The organism is Oceanobacillus sojae (assembly GCF_900162665.1).
Classification (GTDB): domain Bacteria; phylum Bacillota; class Bacilli; order Bacillales; family Amphibacillaceae; genus Oceanobacillus; species Oceanobacillus sojae_A.
The window spans coordinates 1153679-1178197 of record NZ_LT727813.1; the positions used below are offsets into that span (position 1 = coordinate 1153679).

Genomic DNA, 24519 nt, shown 5'->3' on the forward strand with positions numbered 1-24519 from the left:
ATAGAAGTCACCACATCACATGAGAAGTTTGAACCATTGCTGCACAAATTTTATTGATTTAACGGTTCTTCCACTTCAATGTTAAGCTTCGTTGACGTTTGACTGTCATCGTCCTCTAGTTCACGCATATCAATTTCATCTTCTGTACTAGAGAGCATCTTAACATCCATACCAAGACTTTGAAGCTCTTTGATTAATACCTTAAACGATTCAGGAACGCCCGGTTCTGGTGCATTATCACCTTTTACAATGGCTTCATATGTCTTCACACGACCAACTGTATCATCCGATTTAACAGTCAAGATCTCTTGAAGTGTATATGCGGCACCATAAGCTTCTAATGCCCAAACTTCCATCTCCCCAAAACGTTGTCCACCGAATTGTGCTTTACCACCAAGCGGCTGCTGTGTTACGAGAGAGTATGGTCCTGTTGAACGAGCATGCAGTTTATCATCAACCATATGCGCAAGTTTAATCATATACATGACCCCTACAGATATACGGTTGTCAAAAGCTTCTCCTGAACGGCCATCATAAAGAACCGTCTTCGCATCTCTTGGCATGCCTGCTTCTTCAAGTGTTTCCCAAACATCTTCCTCTGTTGCACCATCAAATACCGGACTTGCTACATGTAATCCAAGCTGTCTGGCAGCCATTCCCAAATGCAGCTCAAACACCTGTCCGATGTTCATACGTGATGGTACCCCCAAAGGGTTCAACATAATATCGATCGGTGTACCATCTGGCAGGAACGGCATATCCTCTTCCGGTAAAATTTTGGAGATAACCCCTTTATTACCGTGACGGCCTGCCATTTTATCTCCTTCGTGAATTTTACGTTTTTGAACGATATATACACGAACAAGCTGATTCACACCTGGTGGTAACTCATCGCCATCTTCACGATTGAAGATTTTTACATCCAGGACGATTCCGCCGCCGCCATGAGGAACGCGTAAGGATGTATCTCTTACTTCACGTGCTTTCTCACCGAAAATCGCATGTAATAAGCGTTCTTCTGCTGAAAGCTCCGTCATTCCTTTAGGTGTTACTTTCCCTACAAGAATATCACTGTCAGTTACTTCTGCACCGACACGGATAATTCCATGTTCATCAAGGTTTTTAAGTGCATCTTCCCCGACGTTAGGAATATCTCTTGTGATTTCTTCTGGTCCAAGTTTTGTATCACGAGATTCTGATTCAAATTCTTCAATATGAATAGAGGTATATACATCATCTTTTACAAGTCGTTCACTCATAATGATGGCATCCTCGTAGTTATAACCTTCCCAAGTCATGAAGCCTACAAGAACGTTTTGACCCAGTGCTAATTCTCCGTCTTCCATAGAAGGACCATCAGCAAGAACCTCACCTTTTGTTACACGGTCTCCTTCAGCAACGATAGGACGTTGATTATAACAAGTACCCTGGTTGGAACGTTTATATTTTTGTAATCCGTAACGATCTGCGTCGCCTTCTACTTCTTTGCCATCTACATTGGAAATGCGGCGAACAATAACTGTACTTGCTTCAACACGTTCCACAACTCCGTCATGACGACAGATAACAGCAGCACCAGAGTCTTTACCGTTCACGTATTCCATACCCGTACCAACGATTGGTGCCTTTGGATTCATCAATGGAACTGCCTGACGCTGCATGTTAGCTCCCATTAATGCGCGGTTGGAGTCATCATTTTCCAAGAACGGAATACATGCAGTCGCAGCGGACACAACCTGTTTCGGCGATACGTCCATATAATCAATTTTATCGCGGGATACGATAATATTATCTTCACGGAAACGGGCAGTTACTTCTTCGTTTACAAAGAAGTTATCATCATCTAACGGTGAGTTTGCCTGTGCAACGATATAATTATCTTGTTCATCAGCTGTAAGATAATCAATTGTGCTCGTTACTTTCCCGGTTTCAGGATCAACACGACGATATGGTGATTCAATAAATCCAAACTTATTCACTCGTGCATAACTGGACAGAGAGTTAATCAAACCGATGTTTGGTCCCTCCGGTGTCTCAATCGGACACATACGGCCGTAGTGAGAGTAGTGAACGTCACGCACTTCAAACCCTGCACGTTCACGTGTCAAACCACCAGGTCCCAGTGCTGACAGACGACGTTTATGCGTCAGTTCACCTAACGGATTTGTCTGATCCATAAACTGTGACAACTGTGAGCTGCCAAAGAATTCTTTTATCGATGCAATAACCGGACGAATATTAATCAACTGCTGCGGTGTTACGCTCGAAGTATCCTGAATAGACATTCTTTCACGAACAACACGTTCCATACGGGATAACCCGATACGGAATTGATTTTGCAATAATTCCCCGACTGAACGCAGACGACGGTTACCCAGATGGTCAATATCATCTGTATCTCCTACTTGATGAAGCAGGTTGAAAAAATAACTGATAGAAGCCAGAATATCAGCTGGTGTGATATTTTTTATTTCTTTCGTTACTTCCCCATTTCCGATTACAGTCAGTTCACGTTCTCCATTTGGATCTGTAGGATCAAGAATCTTCACTGATTGTATTGTGATTTCTTCTTCCAGAACACCATCATGCGGTGTAATAGTTTTATCTCCAAAACGATCTTCCCGACGCTCAAGATAAGGAAGAATCTTATCTAATAATTTTCTTTCCAGACGATCGCCCTGATTCGCAATAACTTCACCAGTCTCTGGATCCACAACCGGCTCAGCAAGCACCTGATTGAATAAACGATTTTTAATATGGAGCTTTTTATTCATTTTATAACGGCCCACATGTGCTAAATCATAGCGTTTTGGGTCAAAGAAACGAGATACTAATAGACTCTTCGCATTATCTACTGTTGGCGGTTCACCAGGACGTAAACGCTCATAGATTTCTAAAAGAGCTTTTTCAGCGTTCTCTGTATTATCTTTTTCTAACGTATTTCGTAAATATTCATTCTCGCCTAACAAATCAACAATCTCTTGATCTGTTCCAAATCCTAAAGCTCTTAATAGAACTGTAATTGGTAATTTACGAGTACGGTCAATACGGACATAAGCAACATCTTTTGCGTCTGTTTCAAATTCTAACCATGCTCCACGGTTCGGAATGACTGTTGTTGTAATACCACGTTTACCATTTTTATCAATTTTTTCGTTATAATAAACACTTGGGGAACGTACAAGCTGTGATACAATAACACGCTCCGCTCCATTGATAATAAATGTTCCCGTATCTGTCATTAACGGGAAGTCTCCCATAAACACTTCCTGTTCCTTTACTTCTCCGGTTTCATTATTAATTAAACGAACCTTCACGCGAAGGGGAGCATTGTATGTCACGTCTCTTTCCTTTGCTTCGTCTACAGGATATTTCGGATCACCCAAACTATAATCCACAAACTCAAGTGATAGATTTCCTGTAAAGTCTTCAATTGGAGAGATATCCTGGAACATCTCTCTCAAACCTTCTTCTAAGAACCATTCATAAGAAGCGGTTTGGATCTCGATTAGGTTAGGTAATTCTAACACTTCGTTAATACGTGCATAGCTCCTGCGTTGGCGGTGCCGTCCATACTGAACTAGTTGACCTGTCAACTGCTTCACCCCTTAAATCATCCATTTTGGTAGTTGTTTCTACAAAATGTAACTCATATTTAAAAGAACGTCTGAATAAATCATCTGTTCTTTAAAAAATAAAACTATAAACTCATTATCCTATCATTCACACCATGTATCACTTTCCTGTTCTACAGCTTATCTTTCTTCGGATTAAACTTTATTTTCACCTGTTGAAAAAACAACTGTTTTAAGGATATTGTGATTTTAGATTGTGCAGATGAAAGAATTTTGATAAACTATAGAAAAGCAATTTGTCGAATCTTGATTTTCCCGATTCTACAAGCCTTTCCCATTTATAAAGATTTTATACATTCACCTAATAAAAACCTCCTAGGCAAACGTATCCTCATCTTAGCATCTTCCAATCTTAGCATAACCCCAACCATTAGTCAAACCTTTTTGCTCGCAATATAAAATAACCTTTTTTCTTTGTAACTACTTCCACATTACCAAAAATCTCTTCCATCTTATCTTTTGCAGATGGCGCTCCCTGCTTTTTCTGAATAACTACCCATAAATCTCCATGATCTGCTAAATGGTTGTAAGCTTCTTCAAATATAGCATGCACTACTCGTTTGCCAGCTCGTATCGGCGGGTTTGTAACAATAGAAGCAAAAGATTTTTCATTCAACTGCTCATATAGATCACTTTGAAGAATAGTTGTATTCGTAATTTTATTGATTTCTGCATTTTTACCGGCCAGTTCAACAGCCCGCTCATTCACATCAACCATAAAAATATGCCTTTCCGAAAAATCGGAAGCTAAAGACAACCCAATTGGTCCATAACCGCATCCAACATCTAATATCGGTCCATTAATCTCAGGCTCATGAAAAGCCTCAATAAGCACTCTCGAGCCAAAATCCACTTCACTTTTCGAGAACACACCAATATCACTCGTAAATTGAAACGTCCTCCCCCGCAAATCAAAAGACCAGCTTTGAGGAGATGACTTCGCCTGAGGCTGCTTTGAATAGTAATGCTCTGTCATATGGATCAGCACCCACTTTATATTGGTTAAAAAAAGGCCACCTGTTCAACTAAAAATCATTCTCGTATATAAACTTGAACTTTTTCTAGTGACAAAGGTGACCTTTTATGAATTCGTGATAAAAGAGCCCGTCTAAAATACGACGAGCTCTTTTTCTTATATTCGTTAAATTATTTAACTTCTACAGAAGCACCAGCTTCTTCAAGTTTACCTTTAACTTCTTCAGCTTCTTCTTTAGATACAGCTTCTTTAATTGCTTTAGGAGCGTTATCTACTAAGTCTTTAGCATCTTTTAAGCCAAGGCCAGTGATTTCGCGAACTGCTTTAACAACTTTGATCTTAGAAGCTCCAGCTCCAGTAAGAACAACGTCAAATTCAGTTTTTTCTTCTTCAGCAGCACCGCCTGCAGCACCTGCAGCAGCAACTGGAGCAGCAGCAGTTACGCCGAACTCTTCTTCGATTGCTTTTACTAAATCGTTTAATTCAAGTACAGTCATTTCTTTAATTGCACTAATCATTTCTTCGTTTGTCATGATTAAATTCCTCCTGATATAAGTTTGTTTTTTATTTGTGAGCAAGCATGTGGTTTTATCACAATTTTACTCTTACGCTTGAAATATAGCTATCCAGCTCCGAGCGCCAAAAACTAGGAGATTTCACGTCGCCCCCTACGATAAGTCATCATCGGTTCGTTACCTCACCGTGATTCCTTTATCTCAGGTACACCGCTCCAATCTCTACGTTTTTAAACGGGCACTCTGCGCTTTTCGTTATTAAACCGTTTGGTGTATTACGCACCTTGTTCTTCTTTTTGCTCTGCAACAGCTTTTGTAGCATAAGCAAGATTACGGATTGGAGCTTGAAGTACGCTAAGCAGCATAGATACCATACCTTCGTAGTTTGGCAGGTCTGCAAGCTCTTTAATTTGATCTAGTGAAGCAACATTTCCTTCAATAATTCCGCCTTTAATTTCTAAAGCTTCATGATCCTTACTGAAGTTGTTCAAAATTCTTGCCGGAGCAACAACATCCTCACTAAATGCAATAGCGTTAGGTCCAGTTAATACGTCACTAAGCTCATTTAGCTCAACAGCTTCTACAGCACGGCGAACCATTGTATTTTTGTATACTTTGAATTCAACACCTGCTTCGCGAAGCTCTTTACGTAATGCAGTAACCTCTGAAACGTTAAGTCCACGATAGTCAACTACTACTGCAGTTTGGCTATTACGAAACTTATCTGCAATTTCTTCTACTAATTGTTTCTTTTGTTCAATAATCTCTGACATCTTTCCACCTCCTATAATAACCGTCGCTATTATTACACCGTTCGAACGTGCTTTTCTATAAAAAAAGCTCTCATGCAGACATGAGAGCTTACCTTAGATCGGCAAAACGGTTTGCCTTTCTATAAATAAACACCTCGGCAGGAAAATTAAGCTCATGCAGAGCCCCTGCTGTCTACGGTATAACATTCGATTTTATTAAACCGAAAATTAGTATATCGAACGTTGGCTTAAAAGTCAACTACTAATTAACGGAAGTTTGAAACGTCAACTTTGATTCCTGGTCCCATTGTAGATGCAATGGAAGCATTTTTAAGGTAAGTACCTTTAGAAGACTGAGGTTTAACTTTTACAAGTTGATCAGTAAGTGCTGTAAAGTTTTCTACTAATTTTGCTTCATCGAAAGAAACTTTTCCGATTGGAACATGAATATTAGAAGATTTATCAACACGATATTCTACTTTACCAGCTTTAATGTCTTGAACAGCTTTTTCTACTTCGAAAGTTACTGTTCCTGTTTTAGGGTTTGGCATTAAGCCTTTTGGTCCTAAAACACGACCTAATTTACCTACTTGAGCCATCATGTCCGGAGTAGCAACGATTACGTCGAAATCAAACCAGCCTTGGTTGATTTTGTTGATGTAATCTTCTTCTCCAACATAATCTGCACCAGCAGCTTCTGCTTCTTTTGCTTTATCACCTTTAGCAAATACAAGAACGCGCTGAGTTTTACCAGTACCATGCGGTAAAACCATTGCTCCGCGGATTTGTTGATCTGCTTTCTTAGGGTCTACACCAAGACGAAAAGCAGCTTCTACTGTTTCATCAAAGTTTGCTTTTGCAGTCTTTTTTGCAAGCTCTACAGCTTCTTTAATTTCATATGCTTTTGTACGATCAATCAGCTTTAGAGCTTCTTGATGTTTCTTACCATATTTAGCCATATTAATATCCTCCTCTTTTGTGGTTATAACGGTTGTACCTCCCACGGGACGAGAGCAAATACTCTTGTCCAGTACACAAATCATCTTCCGTACAGCATTCTCACGAATAAGGCTGCGGGTGAAAACAGCCGCAACCCTTCTTGAAGTGCGTGTTCAGAAAGCCTGATTACGGAATATCGAATCAGTCTTCGATTGTGATTCCCATACTGCGCGCAGTACCTTCAACCATGCGCATTGCCGCATCAACATCTGCTGCATTTAAATCCGGCATTTTTGTTTCAGCGATTTCTTTTACTTTGTCGCGTTTTACAGTAGCGACTTTTGTTTTATTAGGTTCACCTGAACCAGACTCGATTCCAGCTGCTTTTTTAAGTAGCACTGCTGCCGGTGGAGTCTTTGTAACAAATGTAAATGAGCGATCCTCGAATACTGTGATTTCAACAGGGATGATTAAACCTGCCTGTTCTTGTGTTCGAGCGTTAAATTCTTTACAGAATCCCATAATGTTAACACCTGCTTGACCTAGCGCCGGCCCAACTGGTGGTGCTGGATTCGCTTTTCCCGCAGGAATTTGCAATTTTACTAATTTGATTACTTTTTTAGCCACGAGACACACCTCCTTAAAGTCCGTGATGTGGTAATAGGGTCTCTAATTTTATTTACCCTCCCACTCATTTCTTGTTCTCCTTTTAGTTGAAAACAAGAATAACAAAAAAATCTTAGCATGAATCCAGGAAAAAAGCAAGCCTCGATTCATGAAAAAGCTTTCACCCGGAACGAATTGCTATTTCAGCAATCCGTTCTCATTTAATAAGATAGCTCATTTTTTTATGTTGCAGGAAAACCTACGAAAGCTTGTCTACTTGAGAAAAGTCCAGTTCAACCGGTGTTTCTCTTCCGAACATATTAACATGTACTTTCAGCTTTTGTTTATCCGCATCAATTTGTTCAATGGTTCCTGTGAAGTTTGTAAATGGTCCATCTGTTACACGGACACTTTCTTTGACTTCAAAATCGATTTGAAGAGCAGGTTCACTGACGCCCATTCTTTTCAGCACAACATCTACTTCATCGGGCAATAAAGGTGTTGGTTTTGCGCCATGTCCACTGGAGCCGACAAATCCTGTAACTCCGGGAGTATTACGAACTACATACCATGAATCGTCCGTCATAATCATTTCTGTTAAAACATAGCCCGGGAAAGATTTTTTCTTTACCATTTTCTTTTTACCATTTTTAATTTCTGCTTCCTCATCTTCTGGAACAATTACACGGAAAATCTTATCTTCCATTCCCATAGACTCTACTCTTTTTTCAAGATTCATCTTCACTTTATTCTCATAACCGGAATAAGTATGAACCACGTACCAATTCTTCTCCATTTGTATCGGACAATAAACTGTCCTGTCCCCTCCTCTTCACGAATCAATGTATTCTTCTTTTTATCCAATTTAAAAAACCCGCATAAATCGGGTTTTCGTAGACTTTTATCTTCTGTTCATTATACCTACATTATAACGGAATTATTCAAAAAATGCATCTAAAAGTTGAGATATGCCTAAATCAACTACGAAAAAGAATACCGCCATGAAAATGACTGTAGAGATTACCACAAAGGTATAGTTTCTCAGTTCTTTTCCTTTTGGCCAGCTTACTTTCTTCATTTCTCTTGAAACATTCTTTAAGAACTTAAACATCTACTGATATCCCCCCGAACTTACGCGAATCTATCCATCAATCTATATCTACTTTGTCTCACGATGCAGGGTATGTGTTTTGCAATGTTTACAGAACTTTTTCACTTCTAATCTTTGCGATTGATTGGCTGCGTTTTTGTTCGTTGAATAGTTCCTGCTAGAACATACTGCACATGATAAGACTATCTTTTTATTCATATATTCCACCCCAATACATAGGGATATAGACTATATTAACATAGCACTTCACTATCATTATGTCAATGCTATCTCTTGTTTTTTCATACTTTGTTCTTTCAGAAAATCGTCTTTTAAATAGTAACCCCGTTTTCCTCAAGCAGTATCTCCAGCTTCCGCTTCACCCGGACTAAAGCGTTATCAATTGATTTCACATGACGATTTAACTGTTTCGCAATTTCCTGATAGGTGCAGCCGTCCAAGTACAGCTGGAGCACTTGTCTTTCCAAGCCGCTCAACAATTCTGATAATTTGAATTCCATCGCCCCATACTCTTCCCGGTTAATCAGCATCTCCTCCGGGTCACTATCCTCCGTACTGCTGATTATATCAAGCAATGTCCGGTCGGATTCCTCCTCATAAATTGGCTTATCAAGAGAAACATAAGAATTTAAGGGTACATGCTTTTGTCTGGTCGCTGTTTTAATCGCGGTGATGATTTGCCTTGTTACACATAATTCTGCGAATGCTTTAAAAGGAGTCGGCTGATCCATGTTAAAATCACGAATAGCCTTGTATAATCCAATCATTCCTTCTTGAATAATATCTTCTTTATCAGCACCAACCAAAAAATAGGTCCTTGCTTTTAACCTTACAAAGTTTAAATACCGATGTATCAGGAGGTCTAACGCATAGCTGTCACCTTGATGGATTAATTCCAGCAAATGAATATCTTCTAGCTTGTCCAATTTCTTGCTGCGTGTATTGATTTGCCCGCCGTTCACCAATAATCCCCTCCTAAATCGATATCTCCAAATATATCCACGATAGGCACTATTATACTAGACGATCAGAAATATCGTCAACGGCCCTTTTATGACAGAAGTAGTCGTAATTTGTCGTTTCCGTGGAAAGAAACAAGTCTTTTTACCTAAATAACAAATAGAATAAAACGCGCTAATCGCTTTACCTAAAGGCTTTTGGAGCTGTAATTATTTATTTCAAAAAAATATTTTTCGTCATTTCCATTATGAAGGTCTGCCATTTGTCTTTAGCTGAAAACTGTCGAATATCTGTCGAACCTTATGAAGAAAATACCAAGTGAAAAAAGCTTCTCATTTTAACCGTCCTGTCCCGGACAGCCATACCTTTGACTGCAAAAAGGTTATTGCTCCCTTTTTACAGGAATGGCTTCTCAAAAATTTTCTGAGAAGCACTTCCTTTTTATTACTTCCATGTATTTCTATTTCCCCCGCCGCATCTCTTCAAACCTTTTTAGTAAATCTTGATCTATCGGGATTTTAGCAGCTGGTTTTTCCTTCTGATGTACCTCAAGGTTGATGCGGATCTCCTGATTCATATCATCCATCTCAATCAGAAGCTCTCTGGCTGATTTACGCAGAGCCCCTTGTCCAAAGATTGTCCGTTGTTCGGCATAATCCGATGTTGCAACGTATACTTGAGTTTCGACATTCTTCACTTTTCTGACAAGCTTTTCTATACATTCATCTGCCGTTTCTTTTTCCTTGGTATAAATAACTTCAACTTTAAATTGCTCCTGTTTTGATTCTATTCCACGCACATAATAGGCATCAAAGACTACAATAACACGGTCACCAGTAAATGCCTGATACTCTGCAAGGAGCTCAATAAGCCGGTCTCTTGCCTGACCAATATCTTTTTCTTTCAGATGTTCAAGCTCTGGCCAGGCGCCGATGATATTATAGCCGTCCACAATTAAGACAATCATTTAGGAACTCCCTAGGGGCTTTCGCTTTCGTAATACTTCATAAAGAAGTAAACTGCAAGCAACAGATGCGTTTAACGAGGAGACTTGTCCGACCATCGGCAAGCTGACGGTCCAGTCACATTTTTTCCGGACGAGCCGGCTCATTCCTTTTCCTTCGTTTCCGATAACAAGTCCAATTGGCAGGGTTCCGTCAAGCTGACGATAATCTTCATCAGCATCTGCTTCTGTTCCGACGATCCATACATTTCTTTCCTTAAGTTCATCAATAGTATTAGCAATATTCGTCACTCTGGCAACAGGAATATATTCCAACGCTCCGGCTGCTGTTTTTGCCACTGTAGCTGTCAGACCAACTGAACGATGCTTAGGGATAATAACTCCATGCGCTCCAGTTGCATCCGCAGTACGTAAAATGGATCCTAAGTTATGCGGGTCCTCTAATTCATCCAGCAAAATAAAGAAAGGTGCTTCTCCTCTTTCCTCCGCTCTGCCGAAGAGATCTTCGATAGAGGCATAGGGATACGAGGCTACGGAGGCTACCACCCCTTGATGATTTCCTTCCTGCAGCTTATCCAGCTTCGATCTTGGAACTTTTTGAACAACCGCTCCCGCTTCACGGGCAAGCTGTTGTATTTTATGTGCGGCCGTCCCCTGCAATTGTTCAGATATCCAGACTTTATTTACAGAACGGCCGGATTTTAATGCTTCGATTACAGGGTTTTTCCCCATAATCCATTCCTTTTCCTGTGTCACGTCAAGCACTCCCTTCTTCTAAGAATTCTACTGCTTTTGTCATCAATTCCTGCAGCCTTTGCTCATTTTTTAATAGATAGTGATAGCCAATCAATGCTTCAAATGCTGTACTGTACCGATATGTTTGTATACTGATATTTTTGGGAGTACTGCCCGATTTGGCATTTCTTCCCCGGATCACTACTTTGCTTTCCTCTTCTGTTAAAAGGTTACCATCCAGCCAATGGAGGATAACCTTTGCCTGTGACTTGCCAGATACATATCGAATAGCTTCCTGATGTAATTGATTCGGTTTAATGGTTCCCCGCTCTAATAATAGCTCACGTACATATACTTCATAAATCGCATCTCCAATATATGCCAGAGCGAGGCTTTTCATCTGTCTGACATCACTGTCTTTCATTATTTACCTCTTTTCCATCTTACACCCTGCGGCGTATCCTCTAAGATAATCTTTTCGTTCTTCAATTGATCGCGTATTTCATCTGCGCGGGCAAAATTACGATTTTTACGTGCCTCATTCCGTTCCGCAATCAACGCTTCGATGGTTTCATCCAAAAGCTCTTCCTGTTTATTTTTGATATCGATTCCTAATACCTGAAGCATGGAGACAATCGTTTCACGAAAGACATCAATCACCTCTGTCGCTGTTTGCTCCTCTTGTACATAAACATTTGCCTCTTTAGATAAATCAAATAGAATGGAAATGGCATTCGCTGTATTAAAGTCGTCATCCATCTCCGCTTCAAACCGTTTTTTCCGTTCCTCGATACGATCCAGCCATTCTTTATTATCTTCTCTCAGATCCATACTTGCTTTACGGCGGTGCCCTAAATTGTGATAAGCTGTTTCAATTCTTTCCAAGCTTGTTTTAGCACTTTCTAATAATTCTTCTGTGAAATTAATCGGGTTGCGGTAATGCACGGAAAGCATAAAGAAACGTAATACTTTCGGATCATGCTTTTCAATTAAATCACGTGCAAGCACAAAATTACCGAGTGATTTCGACATTTTTTCATTATCGATATTAATATAACCATTATGCATCCAGTAGTTTGCAAAGGTTTTATCATTATGTGCTTCCGATTGCGCAATTTCATTCTCGTGATGCGGGAAAGTTAAGTCCTGCCCTCCTGCGTGAATATCAATCGTTTCACCTAAATATTTTTTCGCCATCGCCGAGCACTCAATATGCCAGCCCGGCCGCCCTTCTCCCCAAGGAGAATCCCATGCAATTTCTCCTTCTTTTGCTTTTTTCCATAGAGCAAAGTCCAATGGGTCTTCTTTTTTCTCGCCGACTTGAATACGGGCACCAGAACGCAATTCATCAATAGATTGATGAGAAAGCTTTCCATACCCTTTAAAGGAACGCGGCTTAAAATAAACATCTCCCTCAGCTTCATAAGCGTAGCCTTTGTCAACTAATTCTTTGATAAAGATAATAATTTCTTCCATCGAATCCATAACACGCGGATTTTTAGTTGCTTTTTTAACACCCAGTGATTGCACATCTTCTAAATAAGCATCAATAAACCGGTCCGCAAGCGTACCTACCTCTTCTCCCGCTTCCTTGGCTGCTTTAATAATCTTATCGTCTACATCTGTAAAATTAAGAACATAACGGACGTCAAAGCCTCGATATTCAAAATATCTCCGTACTGTATCAAATACAATGGCAGGACGTGCATTTCCGATATGGATATAGTTATACACGGTAGGACCACAAACATACATAGACACTTTCCCCGGTTCAATTGGTTTGAAGTCCTCTTTCTGCCTTGTTAACGTGTTATATATTTGGATCGTCATGATTGTTTAATCTTCCTTTCTTTAAAAGCTCGATTTCCGCTTTTAGTTCTGTAATCTGGTCTTGTAAATCACTGCATTTTTCCGAAACCGGATCTGGAATGTTCTGATGATCCAGATCCCTGTTCAGCCGAATTCCATCTTGGACTACGACCTGGCCGGGAACACCGACAACCGTAGAATTAGCAGGAACATCTTTTAATACGACGGAGCCCCCTCCTACCTTCGAGTTCTCGCCAATTGTAATTGCCCCAAGTACTTTGGCACCTGTCGATATCATCGCATTGTCTTCAATCGTGGGATGCCGTTTACCTTGTTCTTTCCCAGTTCCGCCAAGCGTTACTCCTTGAAAAATAGTGACATTATCCCCTATTTCACACGTCTCTCCGATGACAACACCCATCCCATGATCAATAAACAATCTTCTTCCTATTCTTGCCCCTGGATGTATTTCAATACCGGTTATAAAACGGGCGAATTGCGAGATAAAACGGGCCAGAAATTTCAAATTCTTACTATACAGCCAGTGAGCTATGCGATGAGCCCATATTGCATGTACGCCAGAATAAGTCAACATAACTTCAAAATATGTCCGGGCGGCTGGATCCTGTTCAAATACAACCTCCATATCCTCCTTCATCCTTCGAAAGACCACAATATACAGCCCCTTTATTTAAAATAATTGGATAGATTTCACATAGCATAAGCGCCTTTATTTTTTCTCTTCTATAACTATAAGAAAAGCGTCTCTGTGTTATAAAAAACACAGAGACGCTTTTTGCGCGGTCCCACTCTGTTCAGAGAAAGAAAATCCTCTCTCCACTTTGCTCCTGTTAACGGCAGAGAACCGCTATCGTGTACTTTATTTTCTACGATAGACTCTGAGGCGCACTTCAAAAAGAAATCTTAAAATCACTCGCAGCACATGTGATTCTCTCTGTGTAAGAAATTCATTTTTTACTTTACCCCATCCACGCTTTATGGATATTTCGTTTTTATAAGCATTTCTTATAAGGATAATATATTATATAATTGGACAAATGTGAACTCTTAAGCTCCCATTTCCTTTAATAATTTATCCAGACGCTTCACAATAACATCTCTTCCTAATAATTCAATAGCAAAAGGAAGCTCCGGACCGTGCATTTGCCCTGTTGTTGCGACACGGATAGGCATGAAAAGTTTCTTACCTCTATGTCCTGTTTCTTTTTGCGTTGCTTTAAATTGCGCTTTGATCGAATCTTTATCAAACGATTCTAAATGAATCAATTTATCTGTGAACACCTGCAATACTTCAGGAACCTGTTCTTCACTCAGGATTTCACGTTCTGCTTCACCATATGAAATATCCTCCTGGAAAAACAGCTCTGTCAATTCCACAATTTCTGCTCCATAGCGTAATTGTTCGCGATATAGAGTAATTACATTTTCTGCCCATTCGCGTGTCTTCTCGTCCATATTTTCAGGAAGCTTGCCTGCTTCAATTAAATGCGGCAATGCTAAGTCAATGACACGGCTTATATCTGCTTTCTTAATATATTCATTGTTCATCCATTTCAATTTATGCTGGTCAAAAATAGCAGCAGAGGTAGATAGCCGTTCCGGATCGAATATTTCAATCAGTTCATCCTGGCTAAACATCTCTTCTTCTCCAACCGGAGACCATCCAAGCAAGCTGATGAAGTTAAACATCGCTTCCGGCAGATAGCCCAAGTTACGGTATTGCTCAATAAACTGCAGGATATGCTCATCACGTTTACTCAGCTTTTTACGTTCTTCATTAAGAATTAATGTCATATGCCCGTAACGCGGCGCTGTCCACCCGAATGCATCATAGACCATCATTTGCTTCGGTGTATTAGAGATATGCTCTTCTCCGCGCAATACATCAGTAATTTCCATAAAATGATCATCAATAGCTACGGCAAAATTATAAGTAGGAATACCATTTTTCTTTACAATAACCCAGTCGCCAAAATCACTTGATTCAAATGTAATCTCTCCGCGAACGATATCATGGAAGGTATATGTTTTATTTTCAGGAACACGAATACGGATACTTGGTTTTCTGCCTTCTGCTTCAAAGTTCCGAATTTCTTCTTCTGTTAAGTTACTATGTTTCCCGGCGTATTTAGGAACTTGTCCATTTGCACGCTGTTCTTCCCGTTCTGCTTCCAGCTCTTCTTCTGTCATGTAGCATTTATAAGCTAAATCACGCTCAAGCAGTTCATCTACGTACTTTTGATAGATATCCAAGCGTTCTGTTTGACGGTAAGGACCGTAATCTCCGCCGATATCTGCTCCTTCATCCCATTCCAGGCCGAGCCATTTTAAATATTTTAATTGGCTCTCTTCGCCGCCTTCTACATTTCTTTTATCATCTGTGTCTTCTGTGCGGATAATAAATTTTCCATCAAAATGTTTTGCATATAAATAATTAAATAAAGCCGTACGAGCATTACCAATGTGCAAATGCCCTGTTGGGCTGGGTGCATAACGTACACGAACTTCCTTACTCATTTAAAATGCCTCCTTCATTGTTTATATAATCGCTACCTGTTTTTCAGGAGAAACTGTTCAAAAATCTAATAGAAAGCTTTCTAAAACACCTATCAGAAAAGGAATCTTCCCCATTTTTATATTATTAACAAGCTCTATACGAAAAGTGATAACATATCCATGTTATCACTTTTTTTATCCTTTATCAGTTATACCCTTTTTACAAAGCTTTTTCAAGTAATTTTGGTTTTGCAAAAATCATCCGGCCGGCAGAGGTTTGTAAAACACTCGTAATGACAACCTCAATATTTTTGCCGATATAATCTCTGCCTTCTTCTACAACAATCATTGTTCCATCATCTAAATAAGCAACACCCTGGTTGTGCTCTTTCCCATCTTTGATTACTTGAACATGCAGTTCTTCACCCGGAAGAACGACCGGCTTCACCGCATTGGCAAGATCATTAATATTTAAAACAGACACTCCCTGGAAGTCACATACTTTATTTAAATTAAAATCATTTGTCACGACAATCCCGTCAATGACTTTTGCCAGCTTAATCAGCTTGCTGTCCACTTCTGGAATATCTTCAAAATCGCCCTCATAGATTTCAACTTTTACAGCGAGTTCTTTCTGAATCCTGTTCAAGATATCTAAGCCGCGTCTGCCCCGATTCCGTTTTAACGCATCGGATGAATCTGCGATATGCTGTAATTCACCGAGTACAAACTGAGGAATAACAATGGTTCCCTCTAAAAAGTTTGTCTGACAAATATCTGCGATCCGTCCGTCAATAATCACGCTTGTATCTAAAATTTTAGGCCTTGGATACTGCACATTTGAATCCGTATCCTCTTCGTCATTGCTGCGGCGCTTGTCCTTTTTCGCAGGTTTGAGAATATTCATAAATTCCTCACGCCGGCGAAAACCAACCTGGAAACCTAAGTAACCGAGTATAATCATAATGAAAAGCGGCAAGACCTGCGAAAAAATACGAATACTCATATCTTGAAACGGCATATTAACAAAGTAAGCTATAACCAGACCGACAATTAACCCAATACTGCCAAAAAACAAATCCATGGCTGGTATTTTGACCAGTGCATCTTCCACCCAACGAAAGAAATTCACAATATAGTTTACTAGTAAATAAGACAAGATAAAAAATATAATAGCTCCAACAATCATTCCTAAGATAGATGAAGTTAACCAGCTGGATTCAGAAACATTTAATAACTGAACGATGGCCGGAAGATAGAGATACCCCATGGTACCACCTAATATAATAAAAAATAAGTGTACTACTTTTTTCATCAATTCCTTTACACCTCCTGACTAGTATTAGTAGTATTACCAAATGACGCGTAATATATGCTAACCTGATTGGAATTCTTCAAAAAGTTTATTCTCAAAAAGAGACGGACGGTTTTTCGAGGAAATGAGTTATCGCATTGCTTTTTGAACATTTTTTTAACCCTACTGATGTAATCCAACTTCTAAAGCTTCCTGTACATTGGAAACACCAATTACTTCGATACCCGCCGGATAATTCCAGCCGTCTAGATTATTTTTTGGACAAATTACCCGTTTAAATCCTAATTTCGCAGATTCCTGTACCCGCTGTTCAATACGGGATACACGACGAATTTCTCCTGTTAAGCCAACCTCTCCTATAAAAATATCATCCGGCTTAGTCGGCTGATCCCGGAAGCTTGATGCAATGCTGATTGCAAGTGCTAAATCAATAGCCGGCTCGTCCAGCTTTACACCGCCCGCCACTTTAATATAAGCATCCTGATTTTGCAGCATAAGCCCGACACGTTTCTCCAATACAGCCATCAACAGCGGTACCCGGTTATGGTCTACCCCGGTGGCCGTCCTGCGCGGGTTACCAAAGCTTGTCGGTGAAATCAGTGCCTGTATTTCTACTAAAACCGGCCGTGTTCCTTCCATTGAAGCAACCACAGTTGATCCGGCAGCGCCCTGAGACCTTTCTTCCAGGAAGATTTCAGAAGGGTTCATTACTTCACGTAATCCTTCTTCCTTCATCTCAAAGATCCCCATTTCATTAGTACTTCCAAAACGGTTCTTCACACCTCTTAGAATACGATATGTGTGATGCCGCTCTCCTTCAAAGTACAACACCGCATCCACCATATGCTCCAATAAACGCGGACCTGCAATAGATCCTTCTTTTGTTACGTGACCCACAATAAAAATAGGGATACCTTTGGTCTTTGCAATTTTCATAAGCTCCATTGTACATTCTCTAACCTGTGAAACACTGCCAGGGGCACTTGTTATCTCTTCTTTAAAAACAGTTTGAATAGAATCAACAACGACAAAGGAGGGGTTAATTTCTTCTATCTGTCTGCTTATATCCATTAAATTTGTTTCTGATAATACATACAGTTTATCTGTTTTTATATCTAACCGGTCTGCACGTAATTTTGTTTGTCTTGTAGATTCTTCACCCGAAACATAAAGAACTGGTAAATCTTTCTCCGCCAGCTGTGCAGATATTTGTAATAAGAGGGTTGATTTTCCAATACCCGGATCTCCGCCAATTAAAACCAGTGATCCTAAAACAACGCCTCCACCCAGCACACGATTAAATTCCCGCATTTTCGTTGTCACACGCGGTTCCTTTTTCGATTCAATAGAGGTGATTTTTTCAGGCTTTTGTGAGGAGGTTATACCAGACATATATCCTGTCCTGCCTTTTACAGCAGCAGCTTCTATTTCTTCTACCATTGTATTCCATTGATGGCAAGCTGGACATTTCCCCATCCACTTAGCCGATTCATACCCACATTCCTGACAGACAAATTTTGTTTTCCTTTTTGCCAACGTTTGAAACCTCCTTCAAGCGATGTTCCATGTCTCATGTAAGTTACTACACATGGAACCACCCTTATCTATCATTATAGACTATTTCCGGTTTTCATAGGTTACAGGAAAGCATCAAATTAAAAAACAATCTTCCATATTTATGCCACAAGTTTTTTCAACATAATGGAGAAAAGCTAGAAGAATCGTGTTCTCCTAGCTTTTGATGCTCTATAGGCAGCCCTTTTAAGGAAGGACAATAAATTCTCCTTTGCTGTTTAAACCTATTTTTACCTTTTGTTCTTTTTCAATGTTCCCTTTTAAAAGCTCTTCCGATAATAAATTCTCAATATTACTTTGAATAGAGCGTCTCAATGGGCGGGCACCATATTCCGGGTCAAAGCCTTCGTTAGCAATTTTTTCAATCGCTTTATCTGTAAGTGAAAGTGTCAGCTCCTGCTCTTCCAAACGTTTTTGCAGCTGTTTAAGCATTAATGATGCAATATCCTTCATGTGTTTTTTCTCCAGAGAATGGAACACAATTGTCTCATCAATACGGTTTAGGAACTCTGGACGGAATGCTTTTTTCAATTCATCCAGCACCTTCGATTTCATATCTTCATGCTCTTTCTTTTCATCATTATCTAATGTAAAGCCGACATATTTATTACGCTTCAATTCGCTTGCTCCAACGTTAGAAGTCATGATGATAACCGTATTACGGAAATCAACAACTCTTCCTTTTGAATCCGTCAACCGGCCGTCCTCAAGTACCTGCAAGAGAATGTTAAAGACTTCCGGATGGGCTTTTTCCACCTCATCCAGCAGGACAACAGAATATGGTTTACGACGAACTCTTTCTGTTAATTGGCCTCCCTCTTCATAACCTACATAGCCTGGAGGTGAACCAACTAAACGGGATGTCGCATGTCTTTCCATGTACTCAGACATATCAATGCGGATCATAGCATCCTCATCAGCGAACATCACTTCTGCAAGCGCACGGGCAAGCTCTGTTTTACCAATACCCGTTGGTCCGAGGAATATGAAAGAGCCAATTGGACGTTTAGGGTCTTTTAACCCGGCACGGGCACGACGTATTGCTTTTGCTACAGCATTTACTGCTTCAGATTGGCCAATAACCCGATCATGAAGGATCTCTTCCATGTTCAGCAGGCGCTCACTCTCATCCTTTGTCAGTTTAGAAACAGGAACTCCTGTCCAGATAGATACTACTGCCGCAATATCCTCCATGGTTACTTCGGAATCGGTCTGTCCTTGCTTTTCCTTCCACTCGTCCTTGGTTTTCTCAAGGTTTTCCCGATAACGCTGTTCAGAATCTCTTAGGGATGCTGCTTTTTCAAATTCCTGACTTTGTACTGCAGCATCTTTTTCTTTTCTTACCTCTTCTAATTTCTGTTCCAGCTCTTTTAAGTTTGGCGGAACAGTATATGAGTTTAAGCGTACTTTTGAACCAGCTTCATCGATTAAGTCAATTGCCTTATCCGGCAAGAAACGATCTGTAATGTACCGGTCAGATAAGGTTGCTGCTGCTTCAATTGCTTCATCTGTAATTGTCACACGATGATGAGCTTCATAACGGTCTCTTAAGCCTTTCAGGATTTGAATCGTCTCATCAAGGGTCGGTTCATCCACCTGAATTGGCTGGAAACGGCGTTCTAATGCAGCATCCTTTTCTATATATTTCCGATACTCATCTAATGTTGTTGCTCCAATACATTGTAATTCCCCGCGGGCAAGTGATGGCTTAAGAATATTAGATGCATCGATTGCACCCTCTGCTCCACCGGCACCAATAAGAGTATGGAGTTCATCAATAAATAAAATAACGTTCCCTGATTGACGAATCTCTTCCATTACTTTTTTCAAACGGTCCTCAAACTCACCGCGGTATTTTGTTCCTGCAACAACAGTACCCATATCTAATGTCATCACACGTTTATCACGAAGTGTTTCCGGTACCTCATTATCAATAATTTGCTGTGCTAATCCTTCCGCAACAGCAGTCTTTCCGACACCGGGCTCACCAATCAATACAGGATTGTTTTTGGTACGGCGGCTCAATACTTGAATAACACGTTCAATTTCCTTGGAGCGTCCAATAACAGGGTCTATTTTTCCTTCTTTCGCACTGACCGTCAAATCACGGGCTAAAGAATCTAAAGTAGGGGTGCTTGCGTTTGTCTGCTGTCCTGTACGCCCTTGACGCCCTGCCTGGGACTCATTACTTCCTAAGAGCTGAAGAACCTGCTGCCGGGCCTTATTTAAGCTTACACCAAGGTTATTTAAAACACGGGCAGCAACTCCTTCTCCTTCACGGATTAAACCTAAGAGAATATGCTCTGTTCCAACATAAGAGTGGCCCAGTTTCCTTGCTTCATCCTGAGATAATTCAACGACCTTCTTCGCTCTGGGAGTATAATGAATAGATTGAGAAGGCTGTTTGCCAACACCAATCAGCTTTTCAACTTCTTCTTGAATTTTAGATACTTCCAAGCCGAGAGATTGCAATGCTTTCGCAGCTATACCTTCCCCTTCACGTACCAGGCCAAGAAGAATATGCTCTGTTCCAATATTATTATGGCCTAATCGTACAGCCTCATCTTGTGATAATGCTAATACCTTTTGTGCTCTCTCTGTAAAGCGACCAAACATCATATGTTATTTCCTCCTACTTTTTCAAATTTAATCTTTCACGAATGATGGAAGCCCTTCGAATATCGCGTTCATCAGAGCGTAATGCTTTATTAGCATAATGTTGCAGAAATCCAGGTTGTGTTAAAACCATCAGCTCATTCAGTATATTCTCGGAAATGTTTTCTATTATGCCTAAATCTATACCTAAACGCAAATTTGAAATACAAATAGCCGCTTCCTTTGAATCAATAATTCTGCTATTTTTTAATGTTCCATATGAACGGAAAACGCGATCCTCCAGACTAATCTCAGATTGTTCGTAAATATATACACGAGCCATGCGCTCATGCTCCACGAGCTGGTTGACAATGCTCTCCAAATCTTCTACAATATCCTCTTCCGATTTGCCCAGCGTAATCTGATTCGATATTTGAAATATATTCCCCCTCGCCTCGCTGCCTTCACCATATATTCCTCTGACAACAAGACCTAACTGGTTGATTGCCGGAATCAGCCGGTTAATTTGCTTTGTCAGAACTAGAGCAGGTAAATGCATCATAATCGAAGCCCGCATCCCGGTTCCAATATTAGTAGGACAGCTCGTCAGGTAGCCTTTTGTCTCATCGAATGCGTAGTCGGCCTTTTCTTCCAGCCAATCATCTAAGTAGTATGCTTCCTCCAAAGCTTTTCTTAGCTGGAGCCCTGGATAATACACCTGGATACGCAAATGATCCTCTTCATTTACCATAATTGAAGTCTGCTCATTTTCAGATAATAACACCGCTGCATGATCACTATGCTTAATTAAATGTGGACTTATTAAGTGTTTTTCCACCAAAACGAGCTTTTCAATCATATTTAGATTTTTCATTGGTATAAATGAAATGGCATCCTGCTGCGTATCTTCCGGATCAGTATAATTCTCCTTAATAAATTGCAGCACCTCTTCTAATGCCTCTTGATTACCGGATGTCGGGTATAGTTTATCAGCAAAGTTGCGGGCTAAACGAACGCGGCTGCTCATCACAATGTCTTTATCCGGACCATCCTCCAGCATCCACGGGCTAATCGCTTCGTTTATAAATGATTCTAATGTCACTTGTTATCGCCCGCTTCCTTATTTTGGTGATTTTCTTTTTCCAGTTCTCTAATTTTATCGCGAAGAACAGCTGCTTTTTCAAACTCTTCTTCTTCAATCAGCTGTTTTAACTCTTCTTTATGAGAAGAAATTAACTGCTTTTGCTGGATATACTTCCCTGCACGCTTTGGTATCCGGCCTGTGTGCTTCGTATTTCCAGCATGTACACGCCGTAAAATTGGTTCTACCTTAGAATCAAAGGAAGCGTAACAATTTGCGCATCCAAATTTTCCGGCCTTTTTAAATTCACTAAACGTTCTGCCGCAAGAGGAACATTTCAGCTCCTGGGATTGGTTAGACTGGCTGGATTTTGTTGTTCCTGCAGAGCTCAAGTTTAATCCATCCTTTTGAAACAGCCCTGATAAAAGATCGTTTAAAGAGTACCCTTCTTCCGGATAGCTTAAATATCCTTTCTTCTTGGCGCATACCTCACAAAGACTGATTTTAGTCTCCTGGCCGTTTATTATATGCTTAAAATGTAATGTAGCCTTTCTTTCGTGGCATTCCTGGCATTCCATACGACTCCTCCCCTCCAGGTAATTAATCGTTCAAATACTTAAGCGCAGTTAATGCAGATTTGAGTATACGTGCACGCAGTTCATCTCTAAGTGGTAATTGAAAAGCTAAGGTTGTTCGATCAATACTTGCTAGCATCAACTTCGCTTCACGTGCTGTAATCAGCTCCTCTTCTAAAAGCCGCTCTAAAATATCTACGGCAGCACGCTGAGAAATCGAATCACCGATTAGAAAAATAATTTCATCGATTAACTCTGATTGATCCTGATGACGTACCCGCATAATACGGATATAGCCGCCACCTCCGCGTTTACTCTCCACGATATATCCTTTCTCTACAGTAAAGCGCGTGTTAATCACATAGTTTATTTGAGAAGGTACACACTGAAATTGATCTGCAATTTCACTTCTTTTAATCTCTATTGCTTGCTGCTCCTCTGCCTGTAATACTTTTTTCAAATATTGTTCAATGATATCTGAAATGTTACTCATCCTTCGCACCTCAAATCAAATAATTTATTTGATAAATTAGTTCTTTTGACTTTGACTAACTTTGACTATGACTTTATTATAATATAAATTCTTTAAGTTGCAAATGGATGGTATTTCTATTTTTGACAAACAGGCAAGAATTCAAAACATAATTATAGAAACTCTATGAAAATATTTAAACTTTAATTTCGTTTTGTTATATTTACCACTCCTGGAAGCTTTGATATATCATCAAATAAATAAACTAAGTTTTTATTCGCTTTCATATTTGTCCATATATGAATTTTGCGTTGTTTCCCTTCCAATAACTTTATTTCTATTTGTTTAATATTAAAATAATTTTTTTCGATTGACTTTACTGCTTCATGTATTTCGAATTCCTCTGATGCAATAACCTCAATAAAATTACTTGATTTAAACCTGGGAAAGAAATGCTCTATCTGGTTTAAAAAAATTAAACTAGCGAGAATAATGAGCGTTGTTACAATAGCTACACTGTACATCCCGGCTCCAACGACTAAACCAATACCCGCGACAGCCCATATAGAAGCAGCTGTTGTTAATCCTTTGATAGTTCCTCCGTAAACGATAATTGTACCAGCTCCCAAAAAGCCAATACCGCTAATTACATAAGAAGGAATACGGGCAGGGTCAAATCGAATATTATCATACTGCTCCATAAAAGAGATAAATCCAAAAATCGATAAAACCATCATTAAACAGGATCCTACTCCTACTAGTATATGCGTACGGAACCCAGCTGAATGATTATTAATTTCTCGTTCAAAACCAATTAAACCAGATAATATCAAAGCAATAAATAAACGTGATACAATAACAAGAAAATCCTCACCAATGAATTGTTCCAATTTTACTTACTCCTTTGTATAAATTTTTAGAGTGCACTTATATCCTTACGTTATCATTTCTTTTTTTATGCCTACTGAGATATTTAGAGAAGATTAGCTTGTCTCTATACTTTTTCTGAAGGAGCTGTTAAAAAATAATATTAGCTTTAACTTCCATTATATTCTAATATTATTAATTTGCTAATAAGAAGATATTTTCTTCATCTATTTAAAAATTATTATTTTTAATAATTACATTTAATCATACTATCATAATTAGAAGAAAAGCCTTCTAACCTCAAGGAAGAAACGCGGTAAAAACAAATGAACAGATGGGAGTTGAATTGCTTTTTTTTATACAAAAAAAAGAGCTAAGCATGTGCTTAACTCTTTTTTCAATGTGCCTGGCAACGTCCTACTCTCGCAGGGGGAAGCCCCCAACTACCATTGGCGCTGAAGAACTTAACTTCTGTGTTCGGCATGGGAACAGGTGTGACCTCTTCGCTATCGCCACCAGA

At 39.7% G+C, this 24519-nt stretch carries 23 protein-coding genes, 1 rRNA gene and 2 other annotated features; all 24 genes read right to left on the minus strand.

Going from position 1 to position 24519, the window contains the following annotated elements:
- Positions 1-50: 50 nt before the first annotated feature.
- The 24 genes from rpoB to rrf all read right to left on the minus strand — a co-directional run bounded on the left by rpoB (position 51) and on the right by rrf (position 24519).
- Entirely contained in the window at positions 51-3596 is a 3546-nt protein-coding gene (rpoB, locus tag BN1068_RS23155; protein WP_077605130.1) for a DNA-directed RNA polymerase subunit beta, read from the minus strand.
- Positions 3597-4005: 409 nt separating this feature from the next.
- Positions 4006-4611 carry a class I SAM-dependent methyltransferase gene (locus BN1068_RS23160; protein ID WP_077605131.1) on the minus strand — a complete coding sequence of 202 codons (606 nt, stop codon included), beginning with the start codon at positions 4609-4611 and terminating at the stop codon, positions 4006-4008.
- 170 nt (positions 4612-4781) lie between these two features.
- Positions 4782-5144: a 50S ribosomal protein L7/L12 gene (gene rplL, locus BN1068_RS23165; RefSeq protein WP_077605132.1), complete on the minus strand. Its 363-nt coding sequence runs from the start codon at positions 5142-5144 to the stop codon at positions 4782-4784.
- 257 nt (positions 5145-5401) lie between these two features.
- Positions 5402-5899 (minus strand): 50S ribosomal protein L10, encoded by a 498-nt coding sequence (gene rplJ / locus BN1068_RS23170; protein ID WP_077605133.1) that lies wholly within the window; start codon positions 5897-5899, stop codon positions 5402-5404.
- A gap of 51 nt (positions 5900-5950) precedes the next feature.
- Positions 5951-6095 (minus strand) — a sequence feature (ribosomal protein L10 leader region).
- A gap of 49 nt (positions 6096-6144) precedes the next feature.
- Positions 6145-6837, minus strand: coding sequence for a 50S ribosomal protein L1 (rplA, locus tag BN1068_RS23175; RefSeq protein ID WP_077605134.1), 693 nt, complete (start codon positions 6835-6837; stop codon positions 6145-6147).
- 181 nt (positions 6838-7018) lie between these two features.
- A complete protein-coding gene (gene rplK / locus BN1068_RS23180) occupies positions 7019-7444 on the minus strand; it encodes a 50S ribosomal protein L11 (protein ID WP_139344913.1) in 426 nt (141 codons plus the stop codon).
- A 238-nt stretch (positions 7445-7682) separates the two neighbouring features.
- Positions 7683-8219, minus strand: coding sequence for a transcription termination/antitermination protein NusG (gene nusG / locus BN1068_RS23185; RefSeq protein WP_077605136.1), 537 nt, complete (start codon positions 8217-8219; stop codon positions 7683-7685).
- Positions 8220-8360: 141 nt separating this feature from the next.
- Positions 8361-8534, minus strand: coding sequence for a preprotein translocase subunit SecE (gene secE, locus BN1068_RS23190; protein WP_077605137.1), 174 nt, complete (start codon positions 8532-8534; stop codon positions 8361-8363).
- A 48-nt stretch (positions 8535-8582) separates the two neighbouring features.
- Complete coding sequence (rpmG, locus tag BN1068_RS23195; protein WP_077605138.1) at positions 8583-8732, minus strand: 50S ribosomal protein L33; 150 nt, start codon at positions 8730-8732, stop codon at positions 8583-8585.
- Between the two features lie 113 nt (positions 8733-8845).
- Complete coding sequence (gene sigH, locus BN1068_RS23200; protein WP_077605139.1) at positions 8846-9499, minus strand: RNA polymerase sporulation sigma factor SigH; 654 nt, start codon at positions 9497-9499, stop codon at positions 8846-8848.
- 455 nt (positions 9500-9954) lie between these two features.
- Positions 9955-10461 carry an NYN domain-containing protein gene (locus BN1068_RS23205; RefSeq protein WP_077605140.1) on the minus strand — a complete coding sequence of 169 codons (507 nt, stop codon included), beginning with the start codon at positions 10459-10461 and terminating at the stop codon, positions 9955-9957.
- Positions 10462-11190 carry a 23S rRNA (guanosine(2251)-2'-O)-methyltransferase RlmB gene (gene rlmB / locus BN1068_RS23210; protein ID WP_077605216.1) on the minus strand — a complete coding sequence of 243 codons (729 nt, stop codon included), beginning with the start codon at positions 11188-11190 and terminating at the stop codon, positions 10462-10464.
- Positions 11191-11215: 25 nt separating this feature from the next.
- Positions 11216-11617: a Mini-ribonuclease 3 gene (locus tag BN1068_RS23215; RefSeq protein WP_077605141.1), complete on the minus strand. Its 402-nt coding sequence runs from the start codon at positions 11615-11617 to the stop codon at positions 11216-11218.
- On the minus strand, positions 11617-13023 hold the full coding sequence (cysS, locus tag BN1068_RS23220; protein ID WP_077605142.1) for a cysteine--tRNA ligase: 1407 nt from the start codon (positions 13021-13023) through the stop codon (positions 11617-11619). Before cysS ends, BN1068_RS23215 begins: the two co-directional genes overlap by 1 nt.
- Positions 13004-13648, minus strand: a complete 645-nt coding sequence (gene cysE, locus BN1068_RS23225) for a serine O-acetyltransferase (RefSeq protein ID WP_254846864.1) — start codon at positions 13646-13648, stop codon at positions 13004-13006. The genes cysS and cysE overlap by 20 nt, the downstream gene beginning before the upstream one ends.
- 136 nt (positions 13649-13784) lie before the next feature.
- Positions 13785-14003, minus strand: a binding site (T-box leader).
- 67 nt (positions 14004-14070) lie between these two features.
- Positions 14071-15540, minus strand: a complete 1470-nt coding sequence (gltX, locus tag BN1068_RS23230; protein WP_077605143.1) for a glutamate--tRNA ligase — start codon at positions 15538-15540, stop codon at positions 14071-14073.
- A 199-nt stretch (positions 15541-15739) separates the two neighbouring features.
- Complete coding sequence (locus tag BN1068_RS23235) at positions 15740-16837, minus strand: PIN/TRAM domain-containing protein (protein WP_077605144.1); 1098 nt, start codon at positions 16835-16837, stop codon at positions 15740-15742.
- A 159-nt stretch (positions 16838-16996) separates the two neighbouring features.
- Entirely contained in the window at positions 16997-18370 is a 1374-nt protein-coding gene (gene radA, locus BN1068_RS23240; protein WP_077605145.1) for a DNA repair protein RadA, read from the minus strand.
- Between the two features lie 225 nt (positions 18371-18595).
- Positions 18596-21028 (minus strand): ATP-dependent protease ATP-binding subunit ClpC, encoded by a 2433-nt coding sequence (clpC, locus tag BN1068_RS23245; protein WP_077605146.1) that lies wholly within the window; start codon positions 21026-21028, stop codon positions 18596-18598.
- Positions 21029-21041: 13 nt separating this feature from the next.
- A complete protein-coding gene (locus BN1068_RS23250) occupies positions 21042-22106 on the minus strand; it encodes a protein-arginine kinase McsB (RefSeq protein WP_077605147.1) in 1065 nt (354 codons plus the stop codon).
- On the minus strand, positions 22103-22663 hold the full coding sequence (locus BN1068_RS23255) for a protein-arginine kinase activator protein McsA (protein WP_077605148.1): 561 nt from the start codon (positions 22661-22663) through the stop codon (positions 22103-22105). The genes BN1068_RS23250 and BN1068_RS23255 overlap by 4 nt, the downstream gene beginning before the upstream one ends.
- Before the next feature lie 22 nt (positions 22664-22685).
- Entirely contained in the window at positions 22686-23153 is a 468-nt protein-coding gene (locus BN1068_RS23260) for a CtsR family transcriptional regulator (protein ID WP_077605149.1), read from the minus strand.
- Between the two features lie 182 nt (positions 23154-23335).
- Positions 23336-24022: an MgtC/SapB family protein gene (locus BN1068_RS23265; protein ID WP_254846865.1), complete on the minus strand. Its 687-nt coding sequence runs from the start codon at positions 24020-24022 to the stop codon at positions 23336-23338.
- Between the two features lie 381 nt (positions 24023-24403).
- Positions 24404-24519 (minus strand): 5S ribosomal RNA (gene rrf / locus BN1068_RS23270).

Bases quoted from the DNA above. Each gene is read 5' to 3' on its own strand.
- BN1068_RS23160 (WP_077605131.1), bottom strand. From the start codon at position 4,611: ATGACAGAGCATTACTATTCAAAGCAGCCTCAGGCGAAGTCATCTCCT.
- rplL (WP_077605132.1), bottom strand. From the start codon at position 5,144: ATGACAAACGAAGAAATGATTAGTGCAATTAAAGAAATGACTGTACTT.
- rplJ (WP_077605133.1), bottom strand. From the start codon at position 5,899: ATGTCAGAGATTATTGAACAAAAGAAACAATTAGTAGAAGAAATTGCA.
- rplA (WP_077605134.1), bottom strand. From the start codon at position 6,837: ATGGCTAAATATGGTAAGAAACATCAAGAAGCTCTAAAGCTGATTGAT.
- nusG (WP_077605136.1), bottom strand. From the start codon at position 8,219: ATGGAGAAGAATTGGTACGTGGTTCATACTTATTCCGGTTATGAGAAT.
- secE (WP_077605137.1), bottom strand. From the start codon at position 8,534: ATGTTTAAGTTCTTAAAGAATGTTTCAAGAGAAATGAAGAAAGTAAGC.
- rpmG (WP_077605138.1), bottom strand. From the start codon at position 8,732: ATGAATAAAAAGATAGTCTTATCATGTGCAGTATGTTCTAGCAGGAAC.
- BN1068_RS23205 (WP_077605140.1), bottom strand. From the start codon at position 10,461: ATGATTGTCTTAATTGTGGACGGCTATAATATCATCGGCGCCTGGCCA.
- rlmB (WP_077605216.1), bottom strand. From the start codon at position 11,190: ATGGGGAAAAACCCTGTAATCGAAGCATTAAAATCCGGCCGTTCTGTA.
- BN1068_RS23215 (WP_077605141.1), bottom strand. From the start codon at position 11,617: ATGAAAGACAGTGATGTCAGACAGATGAAAAGCCTCGCTCTGGCATAT.
- cysS (WP_077605142.1), bottom strand. From the start codon at position 13,023: ATGACGATCCAAATATATAACACGTTAACAAGGCAGAAAGAGGACTTC.
- cysE (WP_254846864.1), bottom strand. From the start codon at position 13,648: ATGGAGGTTGTATTTGAACAGGATCCAGCCGCCCGGACATATTTTGAA.
- gltX (WP_077605143.1), bottom strand. From the start codon at position 15,540: ATGAGTAAGGAAGTTCGTGTACGTTATGCACCCAGCCCAACAGGGCAT.
- clpC (WP_077605146.1), bottom strand. From the start codon at position 21,028: ATGATGTTTGGTCGCTTTACAGAGAGAGCACAAAAGGTATTAGCATTA.
- BN1068_RS23255 (WP_077605148.1), bottom strand. From the start codon at position 22,663: ATGGAATGCCAGGAATGCCACGAAAGAAAGGCTACATTACATTTTAAG.
- BN1068_RS23260 (WP_077605149.1), bottom strand. From the start codon at position 23,153: ATGAGTAACATTTCAGATATCATTGAACAATATTTGAAAAAAGTATTA.